24 protein-coding genes and 1 tRNA gene are annotated in these 22,573 nt (G+C 74.0%); 14 read left to right on the top strand and 11 right to left on the bottom strand.

The features are described 5' to 3' along the window. Window positions 1-91 precede the first annotated feature (91 nt). From acs to BLS67_RS13700, 4 genes are all read left to right on the top strand, one after another. On the top strand, window positions 92-2,059 hold the full coding sequence (acs, locus tag BLS67_RS13715) for an acetate--CoA ligase (RefSeq protein ID WP_091246093.1): 1,968 nt from the start codon (window positions 92-94) through the stop codon (window positions 2,057-2,059). Window positions 2,060-2,170: 111 nt separating this feature from the next. After that, window positions 2,171-2,674 carry a phage holin family protein gene (locus tag BLS67_RS13710; protein ID WP_242654070.1) on the top strand — a complete coding sequence of 168 codons (504 nt, stop codon included), beginning with the start codon at window positions 2,171-2,173 and terminating at the stop codon, window positions 2,672-2,674. Beyond that, window positions 2,671-3,582 (top strand): alpha/beta fold hydrolase, encoded by a 912-nt coding sequence (locus BLS67_RS13705; RefSeq protein WP_091246086.1) that lies wholly within the window; start codon window positions 2,671-2,673, stop codon window positions 3,580-3,582. The genes BLS67_RS13710 and BLS67_RS13705 overlap by 4 nt, the downstream gene beginning before the upstream one ends. A gap of 214 nt (window positions 3,583-3,796) precedes the next feature. Then, the gene (locus BLS67_RS13700) at window positions 3,797-4,846 is read left to right on the top strand and encodes a hypothetical protein (protein WP_091246083.1); all 1,050 of its coding nucleotides are present in this window, start codon (window positions 3,797-3,799) and stop codon (window positions 4,844-4,846) included. 104 nt (window positions 4,847-4,950) lie between these two features. On the opposite strand, the gene BLS67_RS13695 is transcribed toward BLS67_RS13700, so the two are convergent. The 5 genes from BLS67_RS13695 to nth are packed head-to-tail and all read right to left on the bottom strand — an operon-like array spanning window position 4,951 to window position 8,701. Continuing rightward, a complete protein-coding gene (locus BLS67_RS13695; protein WP_091246081.1) occupies window positions 4,951-6,132 on the bottom strand; it encodes a MarP family serine protease in 1,182 nt (393 codons plus the stop codon). 4 nt (window positions 6,133-6,136) lie between these two features. Beyond that, on the bottom strand, window positions 6,137-6,601 hold the full coding sequence (locus BLS67_RS13690) for a plastocyanin/azurin family copper-binding protein (RefSeq protein ID WP_091246078.1): 465 nt from the start codon (window positions 6,599-6,601) through the stop codon (window positions 6,137-6,139). After that, the gene (locus tag BLS67_RS13685; protein WP_242654069.1) at window positions 6,598-7,347 is read right to left on the bottom strand and encodes an NUDIX hydrolase; all 750 of its coding nucleotides are present in this window, start codon (window positions 7,345-7,347) and stop codon (window positions 6,598-6,600) included. The genes BLS67_RS13690 and BLS67_RS13685 overlap by 4 nt, the downstream gene beginning before the upstream one ends. Then, a complete protein-coding gene (locus BLS67_RS13680; protein ID WP_091246075.1) occupies window positions 7,344-7,925 on the bottom strand; it encodes a TlpA family protein disulfide reductase in 582 nt (193 codons plus the stop codon). The genes BLS67_RS13685 and BLS67_RS13680 overlap by 4 nt, the downstream gene beginning before the upstream one ends. Beyond that, on the bottom strand, window positions 7,922-8,701 hold the full coding sequence (gene nth / locus BLS67_RS13675) for an endonuclease III (protein WP_091246073.1): 780 nt from the start codon (window positions 8,699-8,701) through the stop codon (window positions 7,922-7,924). Before nth ends, BLS67_RS13680 begins: the two co-directional genes overlap by 4 nt. 140 nt (window positions 8,702-8,841) lie before the next feature. Between nth and BLS67_RS13670 the strand changes: the two genes are divergently transcribed. Together BLS67_RS13670 and BLS67_RS13665 are read left to right on the top strand one after the other, a co-directional pair. Continuing rightward, window positions 8,842-9,099 (top strand): hypothetical protein, encoded by a 258-nt coding sequence (locus BLS67_RS13670; RefSeq protein ID WP_091246070.1) that lies wholly within the window; start codon window positions 8,842-8,844, stop codon window positions 9,097-9,099. A 126-nt stretch (window positions 9,100-9,225) separates the two neighbouring features. Next, complete coding sequence (locus tag BLS67_RS13665) at window positions 9,226-9,900, top strand: Crp/Fnr family transcriptional regulator (protein ID WP_091246068.1); 675 nt, start codon at window positions 9,226-9,228, stop codon at window positions 9,898-9,900. 124 nt (window positions 9,901-10,024) lie between these two features. On the opposite strand, the gene BLS67_RS13660 is transcribed toward BLS67_RS13665, so the two are convergent. The 3 genes from BLS67_RS13660 to sp36 are packed head-to-tail and all read right to left on the bottom strand — an operon-like array spanning window position 10,025 to window position 11,476. Continuing rightward, window positions 10,025-10,831: an NUDIX hydrolase gene (locus tag BLS67_RS13660; RefSeq protein ID WP_091246066.1), complete on the bottom strand. Its 807-nt coding sequence runs from the start codon at window positions 10,829-10,831 to the stop codon at window positions 10,025-10,027. Between the two features lie 7 nt (window positions 10,832-10,838). Next, window positions 10,839-11,312, bottom strand: a complete 474-nt coding sequence (locus BLS67_RS13655) for a RidA family protein (RefSeq protein ID WP_091246063.1) — start codon at window positions 11,310-11,312, stop codon at window positions 10,839-10,841. Then, window positions 11,309-11,476 (bottom strand): Sp36 family protein, encoded by a 168-nt coding sequence (gene sp36 / locus BLS67_RS23830; RefSeq protein ID WP_091246060.1) that lies wholly within the window; start codon window positions 11,474-11,476, stop codon window positions 11,309-11,311. The genes BLS67_RS13655 and sp36 overlap by 4 nt, the downstream gene beginning before the upstream one ends. 39 nt (window positions 11,477-11,515) lie before the next feature. Here sp36 and bagA point away from each other — a divergent pair, with 39 nt between their 5' ends. Beyond that, window positions 11,516-12,490 (top strand): ATPase BagA, encoded by a 975-nt coding sequence (gene bagA, locus BLS67_RS13645; protein WP_207500575.1) that lies wholly within the window; start codon window positions 11,516-11,518, stop codon window positions 12,488-12,490. After that, window positions 12,487-13,668 carry an ArsA family ATPase gene (gene bagB / locus BLS67_RS13640; RefSeq protein WP_207500573.1) on the top strand — a complete coding sequence of 394 codons (1,182 nt, stop codon included), beginning with the start codon at window positions 12,487-12,489 and terminating at the stop codon, window positions 13,666-13,668. Before bagA ends, bagB begins: the two co-directional genes overlap by 4 nt. Window positions 13,669-13,861: 193 nt before the next feature. Here the strand turns inward: bagB and BLS67_RS13635 are convergent, their stop codons facing one another. Together BLS67_RS13635 and BLS67_RS13630 are read right to left on the bottom strand one after the other, a co-directional pair. Further along, window positions 13,862-14,071 carry a hypothetical protein gene (locus BLS67_RS13635; protein WP_091246054.1) on the bottom strand — a complete coding sequence of 70 codons (210 nt, stop codon included), beginning with the start codon at window positions 14,069-14,071 and terminating at the stop codon, window positions 13,862-13,864. Next, window positions 14,068-14,607, bottom strand: coding sequence for a hypothetical protein (locus BLS67_RS13630; protein ID WP_091246052.1), 540 nt, complete (start codon window positions 14,605-14,607; stop codon window positions 14,068-14,070). The genes BLS67_RS13635 and BLS67_RS13630 overlap by 4 nt, the downstream gene beginning before the upstream one ends. Window positions 14,608-14,779: 172 nt before the next feature. Here BLS67_RS13630 and BLS67_RS13625 point away from each other — a divergent pair, with 172 nt between their 5' ends. Next, entirely contained in the window at window positions 14,780-17,110 is a 2,331-nt protein-coding gene (locus BLS67_RS13625; RefSeq protein WP_091246051.1) for a penicillin-binding protein, read from the top strand. Window positions 17,111-17,201: 91 nt separating this feature from the next. Here BLS67_RS13625 and BLS67_RS13620 read toward each other — a convergent pair whose 3' ends face one another. Then, entirely contained in the window at window positions 17,202-17,654 is a 453-nt protein-coding gene (locus BLS67_RS13620) for a GatB/YqeY domain-containing protein (protein WP_091246048.1), read from the bottom strand. A 52-nt stretch (window positions 17,655-17,706) separates the two neighbouring features. Between BLS67_RS13620 and BLS67_RS13615 the strand changes: the two genes are divergently transcribed. From BLS67_RS13615 to BLS67_RS13595, 5 genes are all read left to right on the top strand, one after another. Then, on the top strand, window positions 17,707-18,624 hold the full coding sequence (locus BLS67_RS13615) for a metallophosphoesterase (protein ID WP_091246045.1): 918 nt from the start codon (window positions 17,707-17,709) through the stop codon (window positions 18,622-18,624). Window positions 18,625-18,640: 16 nt separating this feature from the next. Next, window positions 18,641-18,717 (top strand) — tRNA-Pro (locus BLS67_RS13610). Between the two features lie 65 nt (window positions 18,718-18,782). Next, window positions 18,783-20,132: an amidase family protein gene (locus tag BLS67_RS13605; protein WP_091246042.1), complete on the top strand. Its 1,350-nt coding sequence runs from the start codon at window positions 18,783-18,785 to the stop codon at window positions 20,130-20,132. A gap of 55 nt (window positions 20,133-20,187) precedes the next feature. After that, window positions 20,188-21,522, top strand: a complete 1,335-nt coding sequence (locus BLS67_RS13600; RefSeq protein WP_091246038.1) for a hemolysin family protein — start codon at window positions 20,188-20,190, stop codon at window positions 21,520-21,522. Further along, the gene (locus BLS67_RS13595) at window positions 21,519-22,565 is read left to right on the top strand and encodes a hemolysin family protein (RefSeq protein ID WP_091246035.1); all 1,047 of its coding nucleotides are present in this window, start codon (window positions 21,519-21,521) and stop codon (window positions 22,563-22,565) included. The genes BLS67_RS13600 and BLS67_RS13595 overlap by 4 nt, the downstream gene beginning before the upstream one ends. Window positions 22,566-22,573 lie beyond the last annotated feature (8 nt).

The following is a 22,573-nucleotide window of genomic DNA, read 5'->3' as shown; positions in this document are numbered from 1 at the left end:
GCCGACCTGACGGGGCGGGCGGCCTCCCCTAGGGTCGACGGCGAGGCAGCGTCGCCGGCTCCCTGCGCGACGCCCAGCACCAGGAGGCGGCATGAGCGAGACCGGCACCCAGAGCCTGACCGACGAGATCCCGGCCGGCGGGGTGTTCGAGCCACCGGCCGAGCTCGCGGGCAGCGCCAACGTCACTGCCGAGACCTACAGGCTGGCCAAGGAGGACCGGCTGGCCTTCTGGGCCCAAGCAGCTGGCCGGCTGGACTGGTCCAAAACCTGGGACGAGGTCCTGGACTGGACCAACCCGCCCTTCGCGAAGTGGTTCACCGGCGGCGAGCTCAACGTGGCCGTCAACTGCGTCGACCGGCACGTGGCCGCCGGCCGCGGCGAGAAGGTGGCCTACCACTGGGTCGGCGAGCCCGGCGACACCCGCGACATCACCTACGCCCAGCTCAAGGACGAGGTGTCCAAGGCGGCGAACGCGCTGACGTCGCTCGGCGTGCAGGCCGGCGACCGGGTCGCGATCTACCTGCCGATGATCCCCGAGGCGGTCATCTCGATGCTGGCCTGCGCCCGCATCGGCGCCGTCCACATGGTCGTGTTCGGCGGGTTCTCCCCCGACGCCCTGGCCTCCCGGGTCGAGGACGCCGGGGCCAAGGTCGTGATCACCGCCGACGGCGGCTACCGCCGCGGTGCGCCGAGCGCGCTCAAGCCCGCGGTCGACGAGGCGCTGACCAAGGTCACCGGCGTCGACCACGTGCTGGTGGTCAAGCGCACCGAGCAGGACGTCGAGTGGACCGAGGGCCGCGACCAGTGGTGGCACGACCTCGTCGACGGCCAGTCCACCGAGCACGAGGCGCAGGCCTTCGACGCCGAGCACCCGCTCTACATCATGTACACCTCGGGCACGACGGCGAAGCCCAAGGGCATCCTGCACACCTCCGGCGGTTACCTGACCCAGGTCTCGTGGACCCACTGGGCCACCTTCGACCTCAAGGCCGACACCGACGTCTTCTGGTGCGCCGCCGACGTGGCCTGGGTGACCGGGCACTCCTACATCGTCTACGGCCCGCTCTCCAACGGCGCCACCTCGGTCATGTACGAGGGCACCCCCGAGACCCCGCACCGCGGCCGGTGGTGGGAGATCGTCCAGCAGTACGGGGTGTCGATCCTCTACGCGGCGCCGACCGTCGTCCGCACGTTCATGAAGTGGGGCGCGCAGGAGCTCGAGCCCTTCGACACCTCCACGCTGCGGGTGCTGGGCTCGGTCGGCGAGCCGATCAACCCCGAGGCGTGGCTCTGGTACCGCAAGAACGTCGGCAACGGGACGGCGACCGTCGTCGACACCTGGTGGCAGACCGAGACCGGTGCGCACATGATCGCCCCGATGCCCGGCGTCGTGGCCACCAAGCCCGGCTCGGCGCAGCGCGCGATCCCCGGCATCTCCGCCGCGGTCGTGGACGAGGAGGGCAAGCCGGTCGAGCCCGGCGCCACCGGCTACCTGGTGCTCACCGAGCCGTGGCCGTCGATGCTGCGCACCATCTGGGGCTCCGACGAGCGGTACGTCGAGACCTACTGGTCGCGCTACGGCAAGGACGTCTACTTCGCCGGGGACGGCGCCAAGCTCGACGAGGACGGCGACATCTGGCTGCTGGGCCGGGTGGACGACGTGATGAACGTGTCCGGCCACCGCATCTCGACCACCGAGGTCGAGTCGGCGCTGGTCAGCCACCCGACCGTCGCCGAGGCCGCGGTCGTGGGTGCGACCGACCCGCAGACCGGGCAGGGCATCGTCGCGTTCGTCATCCTGCGCGGCGGCGCCGAGGACTCCGGCGAGGACCTCGTGACGACCCTCCGCCAGCACGTGCGCAAGGAGATCGGGCCCATCGCGTCGCCGCGGCAGATCATGGTCGTCGCCGAGCTGCCCAAGACCCGCTCGGGCAAGATCATGCGCCGCCTGCTGCGCGACGTGGCCGAGAACCGCGAGCTGGGCGACGTCTCGACGCTGACCGACTCCTCGGTGATGGACCTGATCGGCCAGAAGATGCCGGCCTCGTCCGAGGACTGACGGTGGAGTCGCAGCGCTCGGAAAACGATGCGCTGCGACTCCACGGCGGGCCGCGGTGGGGTGGATGAGGCACGATCAACTCTCGACACACCGTTCCACCGAGGAGAACCCGTGGCCCACAGCGCGCCCAGCACCCGACTGTCCGGAGAACCGGCCGGTCCCGTCGAGCCCTCGATCGGCTCGCTGGTGCAGAGCGCCATGGCCGACGTCTCGACCCTGATCCGCAGCGAGGTCGAGCTGGCCAAGGCCGAGGTCGGCGCCTCGGTGAAGAAGGTCGGCATCGGCGGTGGCCTGATCGCCGTCGGCGGCGTCATGGCGCTGTACTGCTCGATCTTCCTGTTCATCGGCATCGCCGAGCTGCTCACCTGGTTGGGCCTGCCGCGCTTCGTCTGCTACTTCGTCGTGTTCGGCGTCCTGCTGCTGCTGGCGGGGCTCCTGGTCCTGGTCGGCATCAAGTTCACGAAGAAGTTCCGCAAGCCCGCGCGCACCATCGAGACGCTGAAGGACCTGCCCGACGTCATGCGCCGCGAGGCCCCGGGCCAGCGCCAGCACGACCTGCCCGTCGTCCGCGACGGGCACGTGGTGAAGGCCGACGCGCACGCCCGGCTGGGGTGACCGCACCCGACGCCACCAGCGCACTGGTCCCGGGCCCCTGGCAGCACCGGGACATCTCCGCCAACGGGGTCCGGCTGCACGCCGCCGAGGCCGGTGAGGGGCCGCTGGTCCTGCTGGTGCACGGCTACCCGCAGTTCTGGTGGGCCTGGCGGCACCAGCTCGTCGCGCTGGCCGAGGCCGGCTACCGGGCGGTCGCGGTCGACCTGCGCGGCTACGGCGGCAGCGACAAGCCCCCGCGCGGCTACGACCTGCCCACGCTGTCCGCCGACGTCGCCGCCGTCGTCCGGGCGCTGGGCGAGCCCGACGCCGTCGTCGTCGGGCACGACTGGGGCGGGCTCGTCGGGTGGACGATGGCCGCGCTGCACCCGCGCACCGTCCGCGGCCTCGTCGTCCTGTCGTCGGCCCACCCCCGGGAGCTGCGCTCGGGCATGGCCGACGCCGCCCAGCGCCGTGCCTCCCGCTACGCGCTGCGCTACCAGCTGCCGCGGCTGCCCGAGCGCCGGCTGACCCGCGCCGACGACGACCCGGTCGCCGAGCTGCTGCGCCGCTGGGCCGGGCCGGGCTGGGTGCACACCGCCGACTTCGCCGACGCCGTCGCCCGGTACCGCGACGCCGCCCGCATCCCGCAGGCCGCCTACGGGGCGATGGAGTTCCACCGGTGGGCGTTCCGCTCGCAGCTGCGCCCCGACGGCCTGCGCTACGCCCGCCGCATGGCCGCGCCGGTGACCGCGCCGACCCTGCAGCTGCACGGCGCGCTGGACCCCTGCGTGCTGCCGCGCACCGCCGAGGGCTCGGGCCGCTACGTCGCCGGCGCCTACGAGTGGCGTGAACTGGCCGGCATCGGCCACTTCCCGCACGAGGAGACCCCCGACCTGGTCAGCGAGGCCATCGCCACCTGGGCGCGCTGACCGGCCGTCACCCCGGCGTGGATCAGGTGCGACGAGCACTGTGCATCCTCCGCCCCCGATGTCGGGTGCGCAGGATGCACACAGGTGCTGGACGACGAGGTGAGCTCATAGCGCACGACCTGGTGCGGCGGGCGTCCCCGTCCACATCTGGCGTGCCCGTCCACAGATCCGCCGACGCCGCTCCATCGGTGTCCGCCGTCGGCAACCTGCGGACGTGCACCCGCTCCTGCTCACTGCCCTGACCCGCCGCGGCGGCGTCTTCACCACCGCCGATGCCGTGGCTGTCGGCCACACCCGCCACGGGATCGCGGCCCTCGTCCGGGGAGGTCGATGGCGGACCGTGCGGTACGGCGTCCACACCACCGACGAGCTCTGGCGGCAGCACGCTGCTGCCGGACGGGGGCACGGGTTGGAGGCGGCAGCCGTGCTGGCCCGCCTGGGCCGGTCGACCACGGTGCTCAGCCACGTCACGGCGGCCCGCCTGCACGACCTCGTCCTCCCCGGCGGCGTGGGCCACCAGGTGACAGCGACCGACCCCCGCCGCTTCCGCACCGGTCGCGACTACCGGGTGCTCGCCGCCGGCCTGCCCTCGGGAGACGTCGAGACCTTCCCGCCCCTGCCGGTCACGACCCTGCGACGCACCCTGCTCGACGTCGGCCGGGAGTGGGACGTCACGGACGCGGTCATCGCGCTGGACGACGCCCTGGCCGACGGTCGCATCACCGTGGAGGAACTGACGGCCGGGGTCCTGACCCAGGCCCACTGGGTCGGCGTGGGTGCCCTCGCCGGCGCCGTCCGGTTGGCCCGCGTCGGGGCGCACTCCCCGTTGGAGACCCGGGCCCGTCTGGGGCTACTGGCCGGAGGACTCCCCGAGCCGGTCCTGCAGGCCGCCGTCCTGCGCGACGAACGCCTCGTCGCCGTCCTGGACCTGTGGTTCCCGGGCACGCCTGCGTTCGGTGAGGTGGACGGTCGGGTGAAGTGGACCGATCCCTGGCGCGGCCGATCGCCGTCCGAGGTCGGGTGGGACGAGAAGCGCCGACACGACGAACTGGTCGACCTCGGCCTGGTGGGAACCCGCATCGCCGCGGCCGACCTGGGCCCCGGACTCACCGCCAAGGCAGAGCGCATCCGGTCGCTCCTGGCCGCACCCCTGGAGCTGCCGGCCGGTGTCCGCATCGTGCCCTGGCGCGCCGGACTGCGCCGGGAACCGCGGTCACGCCCCTGGAGCACCCCGTTCCTCGAGCGATCGCTCGGGGTCGTGTGATCCTCCGCCGCCAGCGTGCATCCTCCGCTCCCGACGTCCACTGGTGAGGATGCACATCGGTCGTCGGAGCTGATCCACGCCGGCGGAACCAGGGGGCGCGCTGACTACTCGCAGGGGCCGGTGTCGACCTGGGCGGTGGCGGTGTCGCCCTGGGAGGCGGCGTCGGCGACCTCGGCGTCGGTGAGGGCGTAGCCGGTGTCGGGGTCGTCGACCGCGGAGGCGAACACGACGCCCAGCACCGTGCCGTCGGAGGCCAGCAGCGGCCCACCGGAGTTGCCCGCCCGCACCTGCCCGTACAGCGCGTACACGTCGCGGACGACGGTCTGCTCGGCGCGGAAGTCCGGCCCGCTGATCGCCCCGCGGTCCCGCACCCGGGCCGCACCGACGTACAGCCCACCGCCGCCGGGGTAGCCCATGATGATCGCGTCGGCGCCGGAGTCGACCGGGTTCGGGTTGAACTGCAGCGGCACCTGCGGGAGGTCGGGCACGTAGAGCACCGCGACGTCGGTCTCCTCGTCCACGTACACCGGGATCGCGTCGTAGGTCTCGCCCTCGGCGAGCACGGTGGGCTCGGAGACCCCGGCCAGCACGTGCGCGTTGGTCATCACCCGCTCGTCGGCGAACACGAACCCCGAGCCGTCGATCTGCCGGGAGCACGAGGCCGCGACGCCGCTGATCTTGACCACCGACCCCTGCACCTGGGCGACCACCGCGCTCTGCGCCAGCGCCTGGTCGGGTACCGGGACGTCCCGCACCTGGGTGGGCGTGAGCGGGTCGAGGACGTCGGGCAGGCCCCGCCGGTCGATCGCCTCGCGCAGGGAGTCGTACAGCGACCGGACGCCGTCGGGCACCCCCTCGTCGACCGCCTGCACCAGCGTCGACTGGCGGACCTGGCTGGCCACCGCCGGGAACGCCGAGTTCGCCAGCGGGGTGGCCACCATCCAGGCCACCAGCAGGACGGCGACCGCGGAGATCACCGCACCGGCCACGGCGTCGACGATCTTCGCCGGCTCCCAGGTGACCTTCTTCCGGACGGCCCGCCCCACGTAGCCCGCCACCAGCTGGCCCAGGAGGGCGCCGGCCAGCACCACCACGAGGGCGACGAACACCCGCGACAGCGTCGAACCGCCCAGCTCGTCGGCGACCGGCCCGGACAGCTGGGCGCCGGCCACCGCACCGCCGAAGAAGCCGATGAACGAGGCGGCCGAGACGATCAGGCCCTGCCGGAAGCCGGAGAGGGCGAACAGCAGGGCCAGGGCGATGAGCACCAGGTCGACGAGGGACACCGGGTCACCCGCTCGTCGTGGCCGCGGTGGCGCCGGTGACGGTCATCGTGCCGACCTGGCCAAGCGCGGTGTGGAACGTGCACTCGAAGGGGTAGTCGCCCGGCTGGGTCACGGTGAACTCGATCGTCTCGCTCTGACCGGGGGCCAGCAGCGGGATCTGCTCGGTGATGTCCACCGGGCCCGCGCCGGTGGTGAACATGAAGTTGTGGGTCAGCTGCGCCGCGGTGTTCGTGACGGTCAGCCGGACCTGGCCCGGTGCCACGGTGAACGTGTCCGGGGTGAAGACGTAGTCGTCCCCGGTCTCCAGCGTGATCTCCTGCACGCCGGCCGCGTCGGTGGTCACCTCGCCCACCCCGGAGTCGGGGGTGCGGGTCGCATCGGGGGTGGCCGGGGTGCGGTTGCTGCAGCCGACGAGGCCCAGCGCCAGCAGCAGCGCGGCCAGCAGGACCCGCGTTCGGTTCGACGTCATCGCCCAGGGACCGTACGCGGCGGACCTGGGGACGACGGGGCCTCGGCGACCGTCGGCGCGGCGCGGTCGGCCGGTTCCTCGTCCGCGGCGGCGCTGCCGCGGACCCGCTCCTGCTCACCGGCCAGGTCGCGCACGTCGTCGGTGTCCCAGGGCCGGGCCAGCCCGGCAGCGGTGAGCACGGCGTCCAGCACACCCGCGGTGAAGCCCCACACGACCATGCCGGCCACCTCGAAGGCCGGCCCCGTGTACCCGGAGGGGTGCCGCACCCGGAACCGGCGTCGCGGGTCGACCAGCTGCGCGAGCGGCACCCGCGCCACCTGGGCCACCTCGAACGGGTCGCCGGTGACGGTCTGCCGCGGGTCGTCCCACCACCCCACGACCGGGACGACGAGGTTGTCGCTGGGCCCCAGGAACAGCTCGGGCAGCTCGCCGAGCACCCGGACCGAGGACGGCTCGACACCGGCCTCCTCCCACGCCTCGCGCAGCGCCGTCCCCACCGGGTAGTCCTCGCCGGGCTCGGCACCGCCGCCCGGGAACGCGGGTTGGCCGGCGTGGGTGCGCAGCCGGGTCGACTTCTCGATCAGCAGGACGTCGTGACCGTGCTCGGTCTCCCCGAACAGCACCAGCACCGCCGACCGCCGGGCCGTCTCGGTCGCGTCGCCCATGCGGTGCCGCAGCGGCAGGGCGTCGGCGGAGTCCAGCAACGCCCGCACGTGCGCGGGCACCCCGGCGAGGTCGACGGTCACAGGTCGACGCCGAGGTGGTCGGCCACCAGCTGCCGGAGCTCGTCGTAGGAGGACACCGCGCCGGACTCGGTGTGGGCCACGGTGCCGTCGGCGGTCACGAAGAAGGTGTACGGGGCACCCCGCAGACCCTGCTCGGCGAGCAGGTCGTCCTGCTGGTCGAACGCGTTCGGGAAGGTGACCCCGGCATCGGCGGCGAAGGAGTCGGCCGCGGTGAGCGTGTCGGTCGTGACCACGCCGAGCACCTGCACCTTCTCCCCCGCGGCCTCGGCGAGCTCCTGCACCAGCGGCAGCTCCGCGCGGCACGGCCCGCACCAGGACCCCCACACGTTGATCACCGTGGGCACGCCCGGGGCGCGGGAGAGGTCGAGGGTGCCGCCGCCGATGCAGTCGAAGGTCAGCGGCGGGAGGGCGTCGGCGGCCTCGATCGTGTCGCCGGTCTGCTCGGGGCAGGACGCGAGCGCGGTGTCGACGTCCTGCACCGCCGGGTCGGAGGTGGGGGTTGCGGCGTCCGGGGTGTCGGCGGTGCAGCCGGCCAGCAGCGCGGCCGCCGCGACCAGGGCGACCAGCAGCCGCCTCACAGCGTGTCCGAGGCGGCCGGGCTCTTCACGAGCTTCGCGGCCAGCAGCGGGTCGACCGGGCCGGTGCCGAACGACGGGCACGAACGGGCCAGCCCGCACGCCCCGCACGCCGGCTTCTTGGCGTGGCAGACCCGACGGCCGTGGAAGATCACCCGGTGGGAGAACTCGGTCCACTCCTTCTTCGGGATCAGCTCGGACACCACGGCCTCGACCTTGACCGGGTCCTCCTCGGCGGTCCACCCGAAGCGGCGGACCAGCCGCCCGAAGTGGGTGTCCACGGTCAGCCCCGGCACCCCGAACGCGTTGCCCAGGACGACGTTCGCCGTCTTCCGCCCCACCCCGGGCAGCGTGACCAGCTCCTCGAGCCGGCCGGGGACCTCGCCGTCGAACTGCTCGACGAGCGCCCGCCCCAGGCCCAGCACCGACGTGGCCTTGGCCCGGAAGAAGCCGGTGGGCCGGAGGATCGTCTCGAGCTCGTCGCGGTCGGCCCCGGCGTAGGCGGCCGCCGTCGGGTACCGGGCGAACAGCGTGGGCGTGACGGTGTTGACCGTGCGGTCGGTGGTCTGCGCCGACAGGACGGTGGCCACCAGCAGCTCGAGCGGGGTGGTGAAGTCGAGCTCGCAGTGCGCGTCGGGGTGGATCAGGGCGAGCTCGCGGGCCATGCGCCGGGCCCGCCGGGTGCGCCCCAGCGGGGTCTCGCCGGTGTCGTACGGCGAGAGCCCCAGCCGCACCGCGCGGGCCGGGCGGACGGGGGTGGACGACGCAGGTGCGGACACGCGGTCGAGGGTAGGCGGGGGCACCGACAGGTCGGACCTGTCATGCTCGTACCACCAGGCCCATTCGTCACAGCACGTGTCGGGGCCGCCGCCGCGGGGCACGACCGGCCCCGACCGCACGCGATCCGAGGAGGTGCTGGGTGGTCGCCCTCGTCGTCATCCTGTTCCCCCCGCTCGTGATCGCGTTCCTGCTGATCATGGAGCGGGTCGAGGAGCCGTTGCGGCGGCCGACCTCGCAGCGCCAGGTCGAGGAGTTCCTGGCCTCCGCCACCCCGGCCGACGTCGACGCCCTGGCCTCCTCGGGCATCCGCCGCGCCATGGACCGCTGGCGCGGTCGGCGCACGGGACGGACCACCCGGGGCACCGAGGCCGTGACGGCGCACCGCTCCTCGGACTGACCGGTCCCACCCTTCGTGGGCAGCGTGGTGACGCTCCGCACGGTGAGAACACCCACAGGCCCTAGACTGCCTCCGGACGTGGGTGCTCACCGCACCCGCTATGACGCAAGTACGAGAGGTGCACTGGTGGACGAGGTCCTTGCCCAGTCGGGTCTGTTCCAGGGGCTGTCGCCGGAAGCGGCGGAGCCCACGGCGAGCGGCCTGGAGACGGTCAACCTGCCCCGCGGGCGGGTGGTCTTCAACGAGGGCGAGCCCGGTGACAGCCTGTACGTGGTGCTGTCCGGCAAGATCAAGCTCTCCCGGCGCTCCCCCGACGGCCGCGAGAACGTGCTGGCCGTCATGGGCCCCTCCGACCAGTTCGGCGAGCTGTCGGTGTTCGACCCGGGCCCCCGCACCGCCACCGCCACCGCGGTGACCGACGTGCGCCTGGCCAAGATGCCCCAGCAGATGCTGCGCCCGTGGATCGAGGCGCACCCCGAGGTGGGCGAGCGGCTGCTCCAGGTGCTGGCCCGTCGGCTGCGGCGGACCAACGACTCGGTCGCCGACCTCATCTTCACCGACGTCCCCGGCCGCGTGGCCAAGGCGCTGCTGCAGATGGCCGACCGGTTCGGCTCCCGCGAGAGCGACGGCCTGCGCGTCAAGCACGACCTGACCCAGGAGGAGCTCGCCCAGCTCGTCGGCGCCTCCCGCGAGACGGTGAACAAGGCCCTGGCCGACTTCGTGCACCGCGGCTGGATCCAGCTGCAGGGCAAGTCCGTCGTCGTCCTCGACGAGGAGCGCCTCCGCCGCCGAGCGCGCTGACATCGCGATCCTCCGGATCGCACCGCGGCCAGGTGCCGTCCCGGCTGCGCTGAGCCGTTGCCCGGGTGCCCGTCGGGAGGTCTTCGACCCCCGCGACGGGCGCCCGGCACTGCGTGGCCGGCTCTCAGACCCCGGGCAGCGGGACGACGATGCGGATCCTCGTGCCGTCGGGGAGCACCGCCCACCTCTGGCCGTCGGCGTCCTCGGCGAACGTCGGGCTGATCGGCTCGAGCGGTGCCGGCGGGCAGCCGGCGAGCACCGCGGCCACGTCGGGGAAGGCCGCGAGCTGGCCCAGGGTGTGGATGGTGGGCGGCAGCATCGGGCGGGTGCCGGCCTCGTGCTCGGCCAGCGCCGCCCCCGGGGTGGACCAGCCGGCCTCGTCGGCCTCGCCCGAGACGTCCTGGGCCTCTTGGCCGACCGGCAGGGCGGCGGCGAAGAACTTGGTGTCGTAGCGCCGCGGCTCGACCGGCGGGGTGATCCAGTGCGCGAAGGGGCGCAGGAGGTCCGAGCGGAGCGCCAGGCCCCGGGCGGCGAGCAGGTCGGACAGCGCCAGCTCACGGGTGAGCAGCGCCTGCCGCTGGGCCTCCCACTCGGGTCCGGAGACGTCGGGCACCACCCCGCCGGACGCCGGCCCGGCCAGCAGCACCCCGGCCTCCTCGAAGGTCTCCCGGACGGCGGCGCACACGAGCTGACGGGCGGTCGACTCGTCGCAGCCCCACGTGGCGGCCCAGTCGGTCGACCCCGGGCCCACCCAGTCCAGGTCGGCGCCGCCGTCGCGCGGGTCGACGCCCCCACCGATGTAGGCGGTCATGCCCCCGGCGAACGGCATGCCGCGGGTGCGGCGCTGCAGGTGCACCTCGACACCGTCGGGCCCGTCCCGCAGCAGCAGCACGGTGGCGGCCTGACGGGGCTGCGCCGGAGCCGGGGTCACCGCGGCGTCAGCGCAGCTCGACGGTGAGCTCGACCTCGACCGGCGCGCCCAGCGGCAGCTCGGCCACCCCGACGGCGGAGCGGGCGTGCTCGCCGGCCTTGCCGAACACCTTGCCGATCAGCTCGGAGGCCCCGTTGATCACCCGCGGCTGACCGGTGAAGCCCTCGGCCGACGCCACGTAGCCCACGACCCGGACGACCCGGGCCACGGAGTCCAGCCCGACCAGGTCGTCGATCGCGGCGAGCGCGTTCAGCGCGCAGACCTTGGCGTCGTGGGCGGCGTCCTCGGCCTCGACCGAGCCGCCGACCTTGCCGGTGCGGCGCAGGCCGCCGTCGACGAAGGGCAGCTGCCCGCTGGTCATCACCAGGTTGCCGGTGCGGACGGCGGGGACGTAGGAGGCGACCGGGGCCGCGACCGGCGGGAGCCGCAGCCCCAGCTCGGCCAAGCGGGCGTGCCAGCTGGTCGCCTCGGTCGAGGTCACGCCGCGGGCCGCTTCAGGTAGGCCACCAGCTGGTCGCCGCCGCCGGGGCCGGGCAGCACGGTGACCAGCTCCCAGCCGTCGACCCCCCAGGAGTCGAGGATGGCCTTGGTGTTGTGGGTCAGCAGCGGGATGGTCGCGTATTCCCAGGTGGTCCGTTGGCTCATGGACGGCGACGGTAGCCGCCCAGCCCTACGCTCGACACCGTGACCTCCCCCGCCCCGCACGTGCGCTGCCACATCGTGACGGGCAAGGGCGGCACCGGGAAGACCACCGTCGCCGCCGCCCTGGCCCTGGCCCTGGCCGCCGACGGGCACACCACGCTCCTGGTCGAGACCGAGGGCCGGCAGGGCATCGCGCAGCTGTTCGACACCCCGCCGCTGCCCTACGAGGAGCGCCGCGTGGCCGTCGCCCGCGGCGGTGGCGAGGTGAAGGCGCTGGCCATCGACCTGGACGAGGCCCTGCTGGAGTACCTCGAGCTGTTCTACTCGATGAAGCGGGCGGGCCGGGCGCTGCGCAAGATGGGGGCCATCGACTTCGCCACCACCATCGCGCCGGGTCTGCGCGACGTGCTGCTCACCGGCAAGGTCAAGGAGGCGGTCACCCGCCGCGTCGACGGCCGACGCGTCTACGACGCCGTCGTCGTCGACGCCCCCCCGACCGGGCGGATCACCAAGTTCCTCAACGTCACCGACGAGGTGGCCGGGCTCGCCCGGTCGGGCCCCATCAAGACCCAGAGCGACGGCGTGATGGCCGTGCTCCGCTCACCGCAGACGGCGGTGCACCTGGTCACGCTGCTCGAGGAGATGCCCGTGCAGGAGACCGCCGACGCGATCGTCGAGCTGGAGGCGACCGGTCTGCCGGTGGGATCGGTGCTGGTCAACATGGCGACCGAGCCGCTGCTGCCGGCCTCCAGCCTGGCCCGGGCGGCGCAGGGCCGGGTGACCGCGGCCGAGCTGGCCCCGGCGCTGGCCGCCGGCGGGTTGCCCGCGGACCCGGCGATCGCCGCGGGCCTGGCCGAGGAGGCCGTCGAGCACGCCCGCCGCTGGCAGTCGCAGGACGCGCTGCGCGGGCGGGTCGCCGAGCTGGGCCGCCCCACCACCGAGCTGCCGCTGCTCACCGGGCCGGTCGACCTGGGCGCCCTGCACGAGCTGGCCGACCGCCTGGAGGTGCTCCGGTGAGCTCCCCCGCTCTCGACCTGGACACCCTCGTCCGCGACCCGGCCACCCGGATCGTGGTCTGCTGCGGCGCGGGCGGGGTCGGCAAGACCACGACGTCGGCCGCGCTGGGCCTGGCCGCGGCCGCGGCCGGCCGCTCGGTCGTGGTGCTCACGATCGACCCGGCCAAGCGGCTGGCGCAGTCCCTCGGCCTCGAGGAGCTGGACAACGAACCGCGCCGCATCGAGACCGGTGGGCCGGGCGAGCTGCACGCGATGATGCTGGACATGAAGCGCACGTTCGACGACGTCGTCGTGGCGCACTCGACCCCCGAGCGGGCCGAGCAGGTGCTGGCCAACCCGTTCTACCAGGCCCTGTCGTCCTCCTTCGGCGGCACGCAGGAGTACATGGCCATGGAGAAGCTGGGCCAGCTGCGGGCCCGCGAGACCTGGGACCTGATCATCGTGGACACCCCGCCGTCCCGGTCGGCGCTGGACTTCCTCGACGCCCCCGACCGGCTGGCCCGCTTCCTCGACGGCACCATGATCCGGCTGCTCACCGCGCCCGCGCGGGCCGGCGGGCGGGCGGGGCTGCGCATGGTGAGCGCCGGGTTCGGCCTGTTCAGCCGGATCATCTCCAAGATCCTCGGCGGCCAGCTGCTCGGTGACATCGCCACCTTCATCGCCGCGCTGGACTCCATGTTCGGCGGCTTCCGCGAGCGGGCGACGGCGACGTACGAACTGCTCAAGCAACCGGGGACGGCGTTCGTGGTGGTCGCCACCCCCGAGCCCGACGCCCTGCGCGAGGCCTCCTACTTCGTCGACCGGCTGTCGGCTGAGGGCATGCCGCTGGCCGGTCTCGTGCTCAACCGCACGCACCCCCCGGCGACGACCGCGCTGAGCGCCACCCGGGCCGCGGCCGCCGCGGAGGCGGTGGCCGAGGCCGGCGGCAAGGGCGCGAAGCTGGCGGCCGGCGCGCTGCGGGTGCACGCCGAGCGCATGGCCCAGGCCTCGCGGGAGCAGCGGCTGGCCGACCGGTTCGCCCAGGCGCACGGCGACGTCGCCGTCCGCACGGTCCCGGCCGCCGCCGGCGACGTGCACGACCTGGCCGACCTCGAGGTGATGGCTGCCGCCCTGACCGCCGACGACGCCGACAGCGGCACGGGCACCCCGCGCTCGCGCATCCTCCCCGCCCGCCGCTGACCTCCCCGGCCGGTGGGCAGACCCCCCACTGGGTGGCCCGACATCCTGCACGGTGTACGCACCGGGCAATGCCCGGCCACCGTGGGGGATGTCCGGCCACCCTCGGCGCCGACCTCGACCGCCCGATCCGCAGCGTCGACTCCCTCGCCACCACCCTCACCAGTTGGTGGGCGGCGTGACCGGTGAGCCCGGCTCACCTGGCCAGGTACAGGGCGAGGTGCGCGGCGCCCAGCAGCGCGAGGCCGACGCACAGCACGCGCCCCTGCCTGCGCCCCCGCTCCTGGCGCTGCTGCTCGGCGATGCTCCCGAACGGCCTCCGGGCCCATCCCCCGCCGAACCCCCACGTGGCCATGCCCAGCGGGACGACGACCAGGGCCAACCGCCAGAACAGCTCGCCGGTCACGGACGCCCCGCTGCGGCCTCGATCGCCCGGACGGTGCCGGCCCGGCCCCAGAACGTGACCGGGCACGTGCCGCCGGGGCCGCTGACCGTGACGTGGCTGCTCAGCACGCTCCAGCGGACCACGCCACGGTCGACGACCTCCCAGGTGCCCGGCAGCACGACCGGGCCGAAGCCCAGGCGCCGCCCGGCCGGACCGGGCTCCCAGCTCCACCCTGCCGGGGCCCACGACAGCCGGCCCAGCGCGGCGGTCGACGCCCGCCGGGGCGGCGTCCAGGCCGCGCACCGGGTCATGTCGCCGATGGTCACGATCACCCGCCACCCCTGCCGGCCGACGGGTCGAGGTCGGGAGGGCAGCTCCGACACCACCCAGGGGTACCCGAGCGCCACCACCATCAGCCCCGCCACCACCACGGCCGTCGTGGGGTCGGGGTCGAGCACCCCGGCCGCGCCGACGACGAGGACGGCGAGCGCGCCGGTGGCCAGCACCGCGCGACGCTGCCGGCGCACCCGCGCGGGCACGCTCTCGACCTGGTCCACGCTGCCCCCGCTCGCCCGGGTCCGTCGTCCGGACCGCCGGCACGGTGGCTGCACCACCTGGACGGGGCCTGCACGTGACCGGTGGAACAGCTGGGGGACACGGGTCCACGCCCCCCGCGAGTTCCCCTCGACACGCCCGATCGGGTGAATCCGGCAGGTACCTTGGCCTGCGATGTCCGAGACCCATGCTGTTTCCAAGATCGGCACGTTGTTCAAGCTCGTGGCGACGGTCGTCGTGGCCGGAGCCCTGGTGGCCGGGATGATGCTGCCGTTCGTGGGCGGCAGCGGGCTGGTGGCCCGCAACTCCGCCTCGCTGCTGGACGCGCTCCCGGTCGAGCTGACCGACCAGACGCCCAACGGCAACACGGTCGTGCTGGCCGCCGACGGCTCCCCCATCACGAACTTCTACGAGAACAACCGCACGCCGGTGACCGCGGACCAGATCTCCGACGTCATGAAGCAGGCGATCGTCGACATCGAGGACAGCCGCTTCTACGAGCACAACGGTCTCGACGTGCAGGGCACCCTGCGGGCGCTGGCGGCCAACATCGCCGCCGGTGGGGTGGCCGAGGGCGGCTCGACGCTGACCCAGCAGCTGGTGAAGCAGACCCTGCTGCAGACCGCGGACACCCCCGAGGAGGCGGAGGCCGCCGACGAGCAGACCGTGGGCCGCAAGCTCCGCGAGGCCCGGCTGGCCCTCGCCCTGGAGGAGACGTACTCCAAGGACGAGATCCTCACCCGCTACCTGAACATCGCCTACTTCGGCGCCGGTGCCTACGGCATCCAGGCCGCCGCGCAGCGGTACTTCTCCATGAACGCGATCGACCTGACCCTGCCGCAGGCCTCGGTGCTGGCCGGTCTGGTGCAGAGCCCGACCGACGACGACCCGCTGGCCCACCCCGAGGCAGCGCAGGCCCGCCGTGACGTCGTGCTCAACCGCATGCACCAGCTCGGCCACATCACCGACCAGGAGCTGGCCGACACCACCGCCCAGCCGATCGCCACCGCCGAGGGCCAGCCCCCGGCCCGCAACTGCGTCGCGGCGAGCATCGGCGGGTTCTTCTGCGACTACCTGCAGCGGTACCTCATCGGCAAGCTCGGCATGACCCAGCAGCAGCTCGACAACGGCGGGTACACGATCCAGACGACCCTGCGGCCCGACATCCAGGCCTCGGGCGACCAGGCCGTGCTGAACACGCTGCCGATGGGCGACCCCCTGGTCGGCACCTTCACCGCGGTGGAGCCGGGGACCGGTCACCTGCTGGCGATGAGCAACAACCGCCAGTTCTGCTCGGACGTGAACAACCCGGCGTGCGAGTCGGTGAACTACAACGAGGTGGCCAGCCGCGGTGCCGGCTCGACCTACAAGGTGTTCACCGCCGCCGCCGCGCTGGAGCAGGGCTTCTCGCAGTACTACACGATCACCACCGCCGTGCCCTACGTCTCCCGGGTCTACAAGGGTGGCTGCACCGCCACGGGCAACCGCAACCCGAGCTCCCCCTACTGCGTGATCAACGCCGGCACCTACCCGGCGACCCTGGACCTCGAGCAGGCCCTCGTGCGTTCGTCCAACACCTACTTCCTCGCCCTCGAGGACGCCCTGGGCTCCGTCGAGGCACCGGTGCGCATGGCCGAGCGCATGGGCATGCACTTCGACCGCAGCAACCAGACCCCGGCCGACACGATCATCGACGAGAACCGCGGGTCCTTCACCCTCGGTCCCGACGCCACCAGCCCGCTGGACCTGGCCTCGGCGTACTCCACGTTGGCCGCGGGCGGCACGCAGTGCGACCCCACCCCGGTCATCGCGATCACGAACCGCGACGGCTCGCCGGCCACGCTGACCGACGGCACGGTGATCAACACCGCCGACTCCTGCAACCCCGGCGCGGTGCCGGCCGGGGTCGCCTCGACCATGAACCAGATCATGATCGGCGACACCACCGCCTCCTACGGCACGGCCCGGCGGGCCGCCATCCCGGGTCACCAGATCGCCGGCAAGACCGGTACGGCGCAGGGCAACGTCTCGGTCAGCTTCATCGGGTCGACGCCGAGCTACACCGCCAGCGTCATGGTCTGGAACTCCGACGGCAACGAGAGCGTCGGCGGCTTCGGCGGCAACAAGCCCGCGGAGATCTTCAACGACGCGATGGCGCCGATCCTGGCCAACGAGCCCGCCGAGGAGTTCCCGGCCGCCGACGCGACGGTCGCCAACGGCAACACCGCCCTGGTGCCCGCCTGCGGGTCGGCCAGCGACTGCCAGTCGGCCATCACCGCGGCCGGCCTGCGCTACGCCGGTCAGACCGACGTCGACTCCGCCGAACCGGCCGGCACGCTGGTGGGCACCAACCCGGCCCAGGGCTCCCGCGTCCAGCAGGGCGGGTCGGTGTCGGTCCAGGTCAGCAACGGTTCGGGCTACGTCGCACCGGCACCGGCACCGGACCCGGGCACCGCGGTCGATCCGAACGCCCCCGACACCAACGGCGACGGCCAACCCGGCTGAACCGCCCCGGGCGCGACCCGGGGCACCCGCACCACGACGGCGAGAGCCGGTCGACCACCTGGTCGACCGGCCCTCGTCGTGCGCAGGGGGATCAGCCGAGCTGGCGGCGGACCTCCGCGGCCACCCGACCGCCCTCGGCCCGGCCGGCCACCTTCGCGTTCGCCTGGCCCATGACCTTGCCCATGTCGCCCATGCCGCTGGCGCCGGTGGCCGCCACGACCTCGGCGACCAGCGCGACGAGGTCCGCGTCGGTGAGCTGCTGCGGCAGGTACCCGGCGACGACGTCGCCCTCGGCCCGCTCGCGCTCGGCCTGCTCGGTGCGGCCCGCGCCGCCGAACGCCTCGGCCGCCTCGCGGCGCTTCTTCGCCTCGCGGCGGAGCACGGCCTGCACCTCGTCGTCGGTGAGCTCGCGGGCCTCCTTGCCGGACACCTCCTCGGCGGTGACCGCGGCGAGCACCATCCGCAGGGTGGCGGTGGTCAGCTCGTCGCGGGCCTTCATGGCCGTGGTGAGGTCGTCGCGGAGCTTCTGCTTGAGGTCGGACATGGACCGAAGCCTGTCACGACCGGCCAAGGGGGTTCCGTCCTAAGCTCCCCCGGTGCGTCCCGCTCTCGCCGTCCCCACCGCCCTCGTCGGTGCCGGTCTCGCCACCGTCGGCTACGCCACCCTGGTCGAGCGCGTGCACTGGACGCTGCGCCGGTTCACCGTGCCGGTCCTGCCCGCGGGCCAGCGACCGCTGACCGTGCTGCACCTGTCGGACCTGCACATGACGGCGGCCCAGACCTCCAAGCGCGACTGGGTGGCGGCGCTGGACGCCCTGGACCCCGACCTGGTCGTGAACACCGGTGACAACCTGGCCGGCCACGACACCGTGCCGATCGTGCTGGCCGCCCAGGAGCCGTTGCTGGACCGGCCCGGCCTGTTCTGCCTGGCCAGCAACGACTACTACGCCCCGCGCCCGAAGAACCCGCTGAAGTACTTCAAGACCAACCACAAGCGGGTGCACGGGGACGAGCTGCCCTGGCGCGACCTGCGCGACGGCATGCTCGCCCGCGGGTGGGCCGACGTGACCAACGGGACGGCGACGGTGGAGGTCGACGGCCGCACGATCGCCGTCCGCGGGGTCGACGACCCGCACCTGCAGCGCGACGACTACGACTCCGTGGCCGGGCCCACCGACGCCGGCGCCGACCTGCGGCTGGGCCTGGTGCACTCCCCCGAGCCCCGGGTGCTCGACCGGTTCTCCGCCGACGGGCACGACCTGCTGCTGTCCGGGCACACCCACGGCGGGCAGCTGCGGGTGCCGTTCTACGGCGCGCTGGTGACCAACTGCGGCATCAGCCGCGACAAGGCCCGCTGGCTGCACCGCTGGACCGACGACACCTGGCTGCACGTGTCCGCGGGCATGGGCACCAGCCCCTACGCGCCCTACCGGTTCTGCTGCCCGCCCGAGGCCACGCTGCTGACGCTGGTCGCCCGGGACACCGCCGTCGGCGCCGACGAGGCCGTGCGTTAGGCTTCACGACGGCTCTCGGGGTGTGGCGCAGCTTGGTAGCGCGCGTCGTTCGGGACGACGAGGCCGCAGGTTCAAATCCTGTCACCCCGACCACCACGGTCAGAAGGCCCGCTCTCCTGAGCGGGCCTTCTGCGTACCCGGGTCCTAGGGTTCCGGTCATGGTTCGGCTGGATCGTCTCGACCTCTCCCGCGCCCGCGGCGGCACCGCTGCCGAGCGGCTGACCGACGCCGCGGCCCGGGCGCACGCCGTCGACCACCTGGGCGCGTTCCTGGCCGTGGTCGACCCCGAGCGAATCGACCCGGACCTGGCCCCCGAGGGCGCCCTCGCCGGTGTGCCGATCGCGGTGAAGGACAACGTCGACACCCTCGACCTCCCGACCAGCGGTGGCACCCCCGCGCTGCACGGCTCCCGCCCCGGCCGCGACCACCACGCCGTCGGCCGGCTGCGGCAGGCCGGGGCGACCGTGGTCGGCAAGACCAACCTGCACGAGCTCGCCTTCGGCATCACCAGCAACAACGCCGCCTACGGCCCGGTCCGCAACCCGCACGACCCGACCCGCTCCGCCGGTGGCTCCTCCGGCGGGTCCGCGGTCGCCGTGGCCACCGGGGTCGTGCCGGTGGCGCTGGGCACCGACACAGGCGGTTCGCTGCGGGTGCCGGCGGCGCACTGCGGCATCGTCGGCTACCGCCCCACCGTCGGCCGGTGGGGCGGCGCCGACGCGCTGGTCGGCCTCTCGACCACGCGGGACACCGTGGGCGCGCTGGCCAGCACCGTCGCCGACGTCGTCCTGCTCGACCAGGTGGTCGCCGGGGCGGCCCCGGCGACCGTGCCGCACGCCCGCATGCTGCGGCTCGGCGTGCCGCTGCCCGGCTTCTTCGACGGGCTGGCGAAGGAGGTCGCCGACGCGGTCGGTCGGGCGCTGGACACGCTGGCCGCGGCCGGGGTCGACCTGGTCGAGGTCGACGTCGTGGCCGCCCACGAGCTGGATGCCCGCTGCGGTTTCCCGATCGTGTTCCACGAGGTGCTGCGCACCCTGCCGGCCTACCTCGGCAGCCTGGACGACGGCCCCACCTTCGAGGAGCTGGTGGCCGGGGTGGCCAGCCCCGACGTCCGCGGTGCCCTCGAGCACGCGATCGGCGCGCCGGTGTCCGGGGCCGCCTACGCCGAGTGCCTGGAGGTGCGCGAGCAGCTGCGGGCGGCCTACGCCACCGCGCACGAGCTCGAGGGCGGCGGCCGGCTCGACGCCCTGGTCTACCCGACGGTCCCGCTGCTGGCCCCGCCGCTGGGGGACGACGACACCACCGACCTCGACGGCGAGCAGGTGCCGGTGTTCGGCACCTCGATCCAGAACACCGGCCCCGGGTCGACCGCCGGCCTGCCCGCGGTGTCGCTGCCGTGCGGCACCGCCCCGGGCGGCCTGCCGGTCGGCCTGTCGCTGGAGACGCTGCCCGGCCAGGACGCCCAGCTGCTGGCCGTCGCCCGCCGGGTGGAGCAGCTGCTGTCCTGAACGACACACCGCCCCGGCGCGCGGTTGCCCGGCGCAACCCGCACGCTGGCCGCTGATGACCGAATGGCTCCTCCTGCTCGCCGCTGTGGTCCTCACCGCGCTGACCGGGTTCTTCGTGGCGGCAGAGTTCTCGTTCACGACGGTCGACCGCGGCCAGGCCGCGGAGGCCGAGCGGGAGGGACGGCGGGGAGCCGGCGGCGTGGTGCAGGCGCTCCAGGGCCTGTCCACCCAGCTCTCGGCGGCCCAGCTGGGCATCACGATCACCACGCTGCTGGTGGGCTACCTGGCCGAGCCGGCGATCGGCGGGCTGCTCGACGGTCCGCTGGAGTCGCTTGGGCTCAACGCCGGCACCGCGACCGCCGTGGCCGTGGTCGTCGGCATCGCGCTGGCGACCACGCTGCAGATGCTGCTGGGCGAGCTGGGGCCCAAGAACCTGGCCATCGCCAGCCCGCTGGCGGTCGCCGCGGCGGTGGCCCCCGGGATGCGGGCGTTCACCACCGTGTTCGGGTTCGTCGTCCGGGCCCTGCAGCGGTTGGCCAACGCGATCGTGCGCAAGCTCGGGTTCGAGCCCCGCGAGGAGCTGGACGACGCCCGCGGCGCCGGTGAGCTGGCCGCGGTCGCCCGGCGCAGCGCCGAGGAGGGCGACCTGTCCCCCACCGCCGCCCGGCTGCTGGACCGCTCGCTGGGCCTGCGCGACAAGTTCGCCACCGACGTGATGACCCCGCGCACCCGGCTGGTGGCCCTGCCGCACACCGCCACCGCGGCCGACGTCATCGAGACGGCGATCCGGTCGGGCAACAGCCGGTTCCCCGTGTGGCACGACGACCTGGACGACGTCACCGGGTTGGTGCACGTCAAGCAGGCCGTCGCCGTGCCCGAGGACGAGCGGGGCACCCGCACCGCCGGCGAGCTGGCCCGCCCGGTGCTCGCCGTCCCCAGCTCGCTGCACCTGGACCCCCTGCTGGACCTGCTGCGCGACGAGGGCCTGCAGCTGGCGCTCGTGGTCGACGAGTGGGGCGCCACGCACGGCATCGTGACCCTGGAGGACATCGTCGAGGAGCTGGTGGGCGAGATCGCCGACGAGACCGACCGGCCGCTGCGCCAGCTGCGGCGCGACGGCGACGGCTGGCTGGTCTCCGGCCTGCTGCGCCCCGACGAGGTCCGCGAGCGCACCGGTATCGCCGTCCCCGAGGGCCGCTACGAGACGGTGGCCGGCTTCGTCACCCAGCAGCTGGCCCGACTCCCCGTCGAGGGCGACACCGTCGACGTCGAGGGCCACCGGCTCACCGTCGTGCGCGTCGAGGGACGACGGGTGGCGGGGCTGCGCGCCGACCCGGTGCCCCGGGGCGACGAGCCGGCGGCCCGCCGGCACGAGGTGGCGCAGTCGTGAGCGACGTCCTCTCCCTGGCGGTCCTGGTGGCGCTGCTGCTGGGCAACGCCTTCTTCGTCGCCGCCGAGTTCGCGCTGGTCTCGGCCCGGGTGGACCAGATCGAGCCGCGCGCCGCCGCCGGCTCGGCCCGGGCGCAGAAGACCCTGGACGCGATGCGGAACGTGTCGCAGATGATGGCCGGCGCCCAGCTGGGCATCACGCTGTGCTCGCTGGGGCTCGGTGCCGTCGGCGAACCCGCCGTGGCGCACCTGATCGAGGTGCCGCTGGAGGCCGCCGGGGTGCCGGCCGGCCTCCTGCACCCGATCGCGCTGGTCGTGGCGCTGGCCCTGGTCACCGTGCTGCACATGGTGCTCGGCGAGATGGTGCCCAAGAACATCACCATCGCCGGCCCCGACCGCGCCGCGATCGCCCTGGGCCCGCCCATGGTGAAGGTCGTGACGGTGCTCAAGCCGTTGATCTGGTTCTTCAACACCACGGCCAACGGCTTCGTCCGGTTGTTCGGCGTCACCCCCACCGACGAGGTCTCGGCCAGCTTCGACAGCTCCGAGATCCGCTCGATGATCACCCAGTCCCGCAGCCAGGGCCTGCTCGGCGACGAGGTCGGCGAGCTCGCGGCCGGGGCGCTGAGCTTCGAGACCCACGACGCCCGCTCGGTCCTGCTGCCCTCGGCCGACCTGGTCACCGTCGACCGCTCGATCACCCCGCGCGAGCTCGAGGCCGTCGTCGCCGAGCACGGGTTCAGCCGCTACCCGCTCGCCGGCCCCGACGGCACGTGGGAGGGGTACGTGCACGTCAAGGACGTGCTGGGCGCCACCGACCGGGACAGCCCGCTGCCCGCCGACGCCGTCGAGCACTTCGTCGAGGTGGCCGTCGACGAACCGCTGCCCGAGGTGCTGCACGCGATGCGCGAGGCCGGGGTGCACCTGGGTCGGGTCGTGGACGGCGAGGACGTCGTCGGCGTGGTCGCGCTGGAGGACGTGCTCGAGCAGCTCATCGGCGACGTCCGGGACGCCTCGGTCGAACCGGCGAGCGCCGGCCGCTGAGCCCTGCG

This window comes from Klenkia soli, from assembly GCF_900103975.1.
Lineage (GTDB): Bacteria > Actinomycetota > Actinomycetes > Mycobacteriales > Geodermatophilaceae > Klenkia > Klenkia soli.
Note: the sequence above shows the minus strand (reverse complement) of the source record. Positions and strands in the feature narration are given on the sequence as shown.

Coding starts and splice junctions, on each gene's coding strand:
- acs (WP_091246093.1), top strand. CDS start 92: ATGAGCGAGACCGGCACCCAGAGCCTGACCGACGAGATCCCGGCCGGC.
- BLS67_RS13690 (WP_091246078.1), bottom strand. CDS start 6,601: ATGACGTCGAACCGAACGCGGGTCCTGCTGGCCGCGCTGCTGCTGGCG.
- sp36 (WP_091246060.1), bottom strand. CDS start 11,476: ATGAGCCAACGGACCACCTGGGAATACGCGACCATCCCGCTGCTGACC.
- BLS67_RS13625 (WP_091246051.1), top strand. CDS start 14,780: ATGTCCGAGACCCATGCTGTTTCCAAGATCGGCACGTTGTTCAAGCTC.
- BLS67_RS13620 (WP_091246048.1), bottom strand. CDS start 17,654: ATGTCCGACCTCAAGCAGAAGCTCCGCGACGACCTCACCACGGCCATG.
- BLS67_RS13605 (WP_091246042.1), top strand. CDS start 18,783: ATGGTTCGGCTGGATCGTCTCGACCTCTCCCGCGCCCGCGGCGGCACC.
- BLS67_RS13600 (WP_091246038.1), top strand. CDS start 20,188: ATGACCGAATGGCTCCTCCTGCTCGCCGCTGTGGTCCTCACCGCGCTG.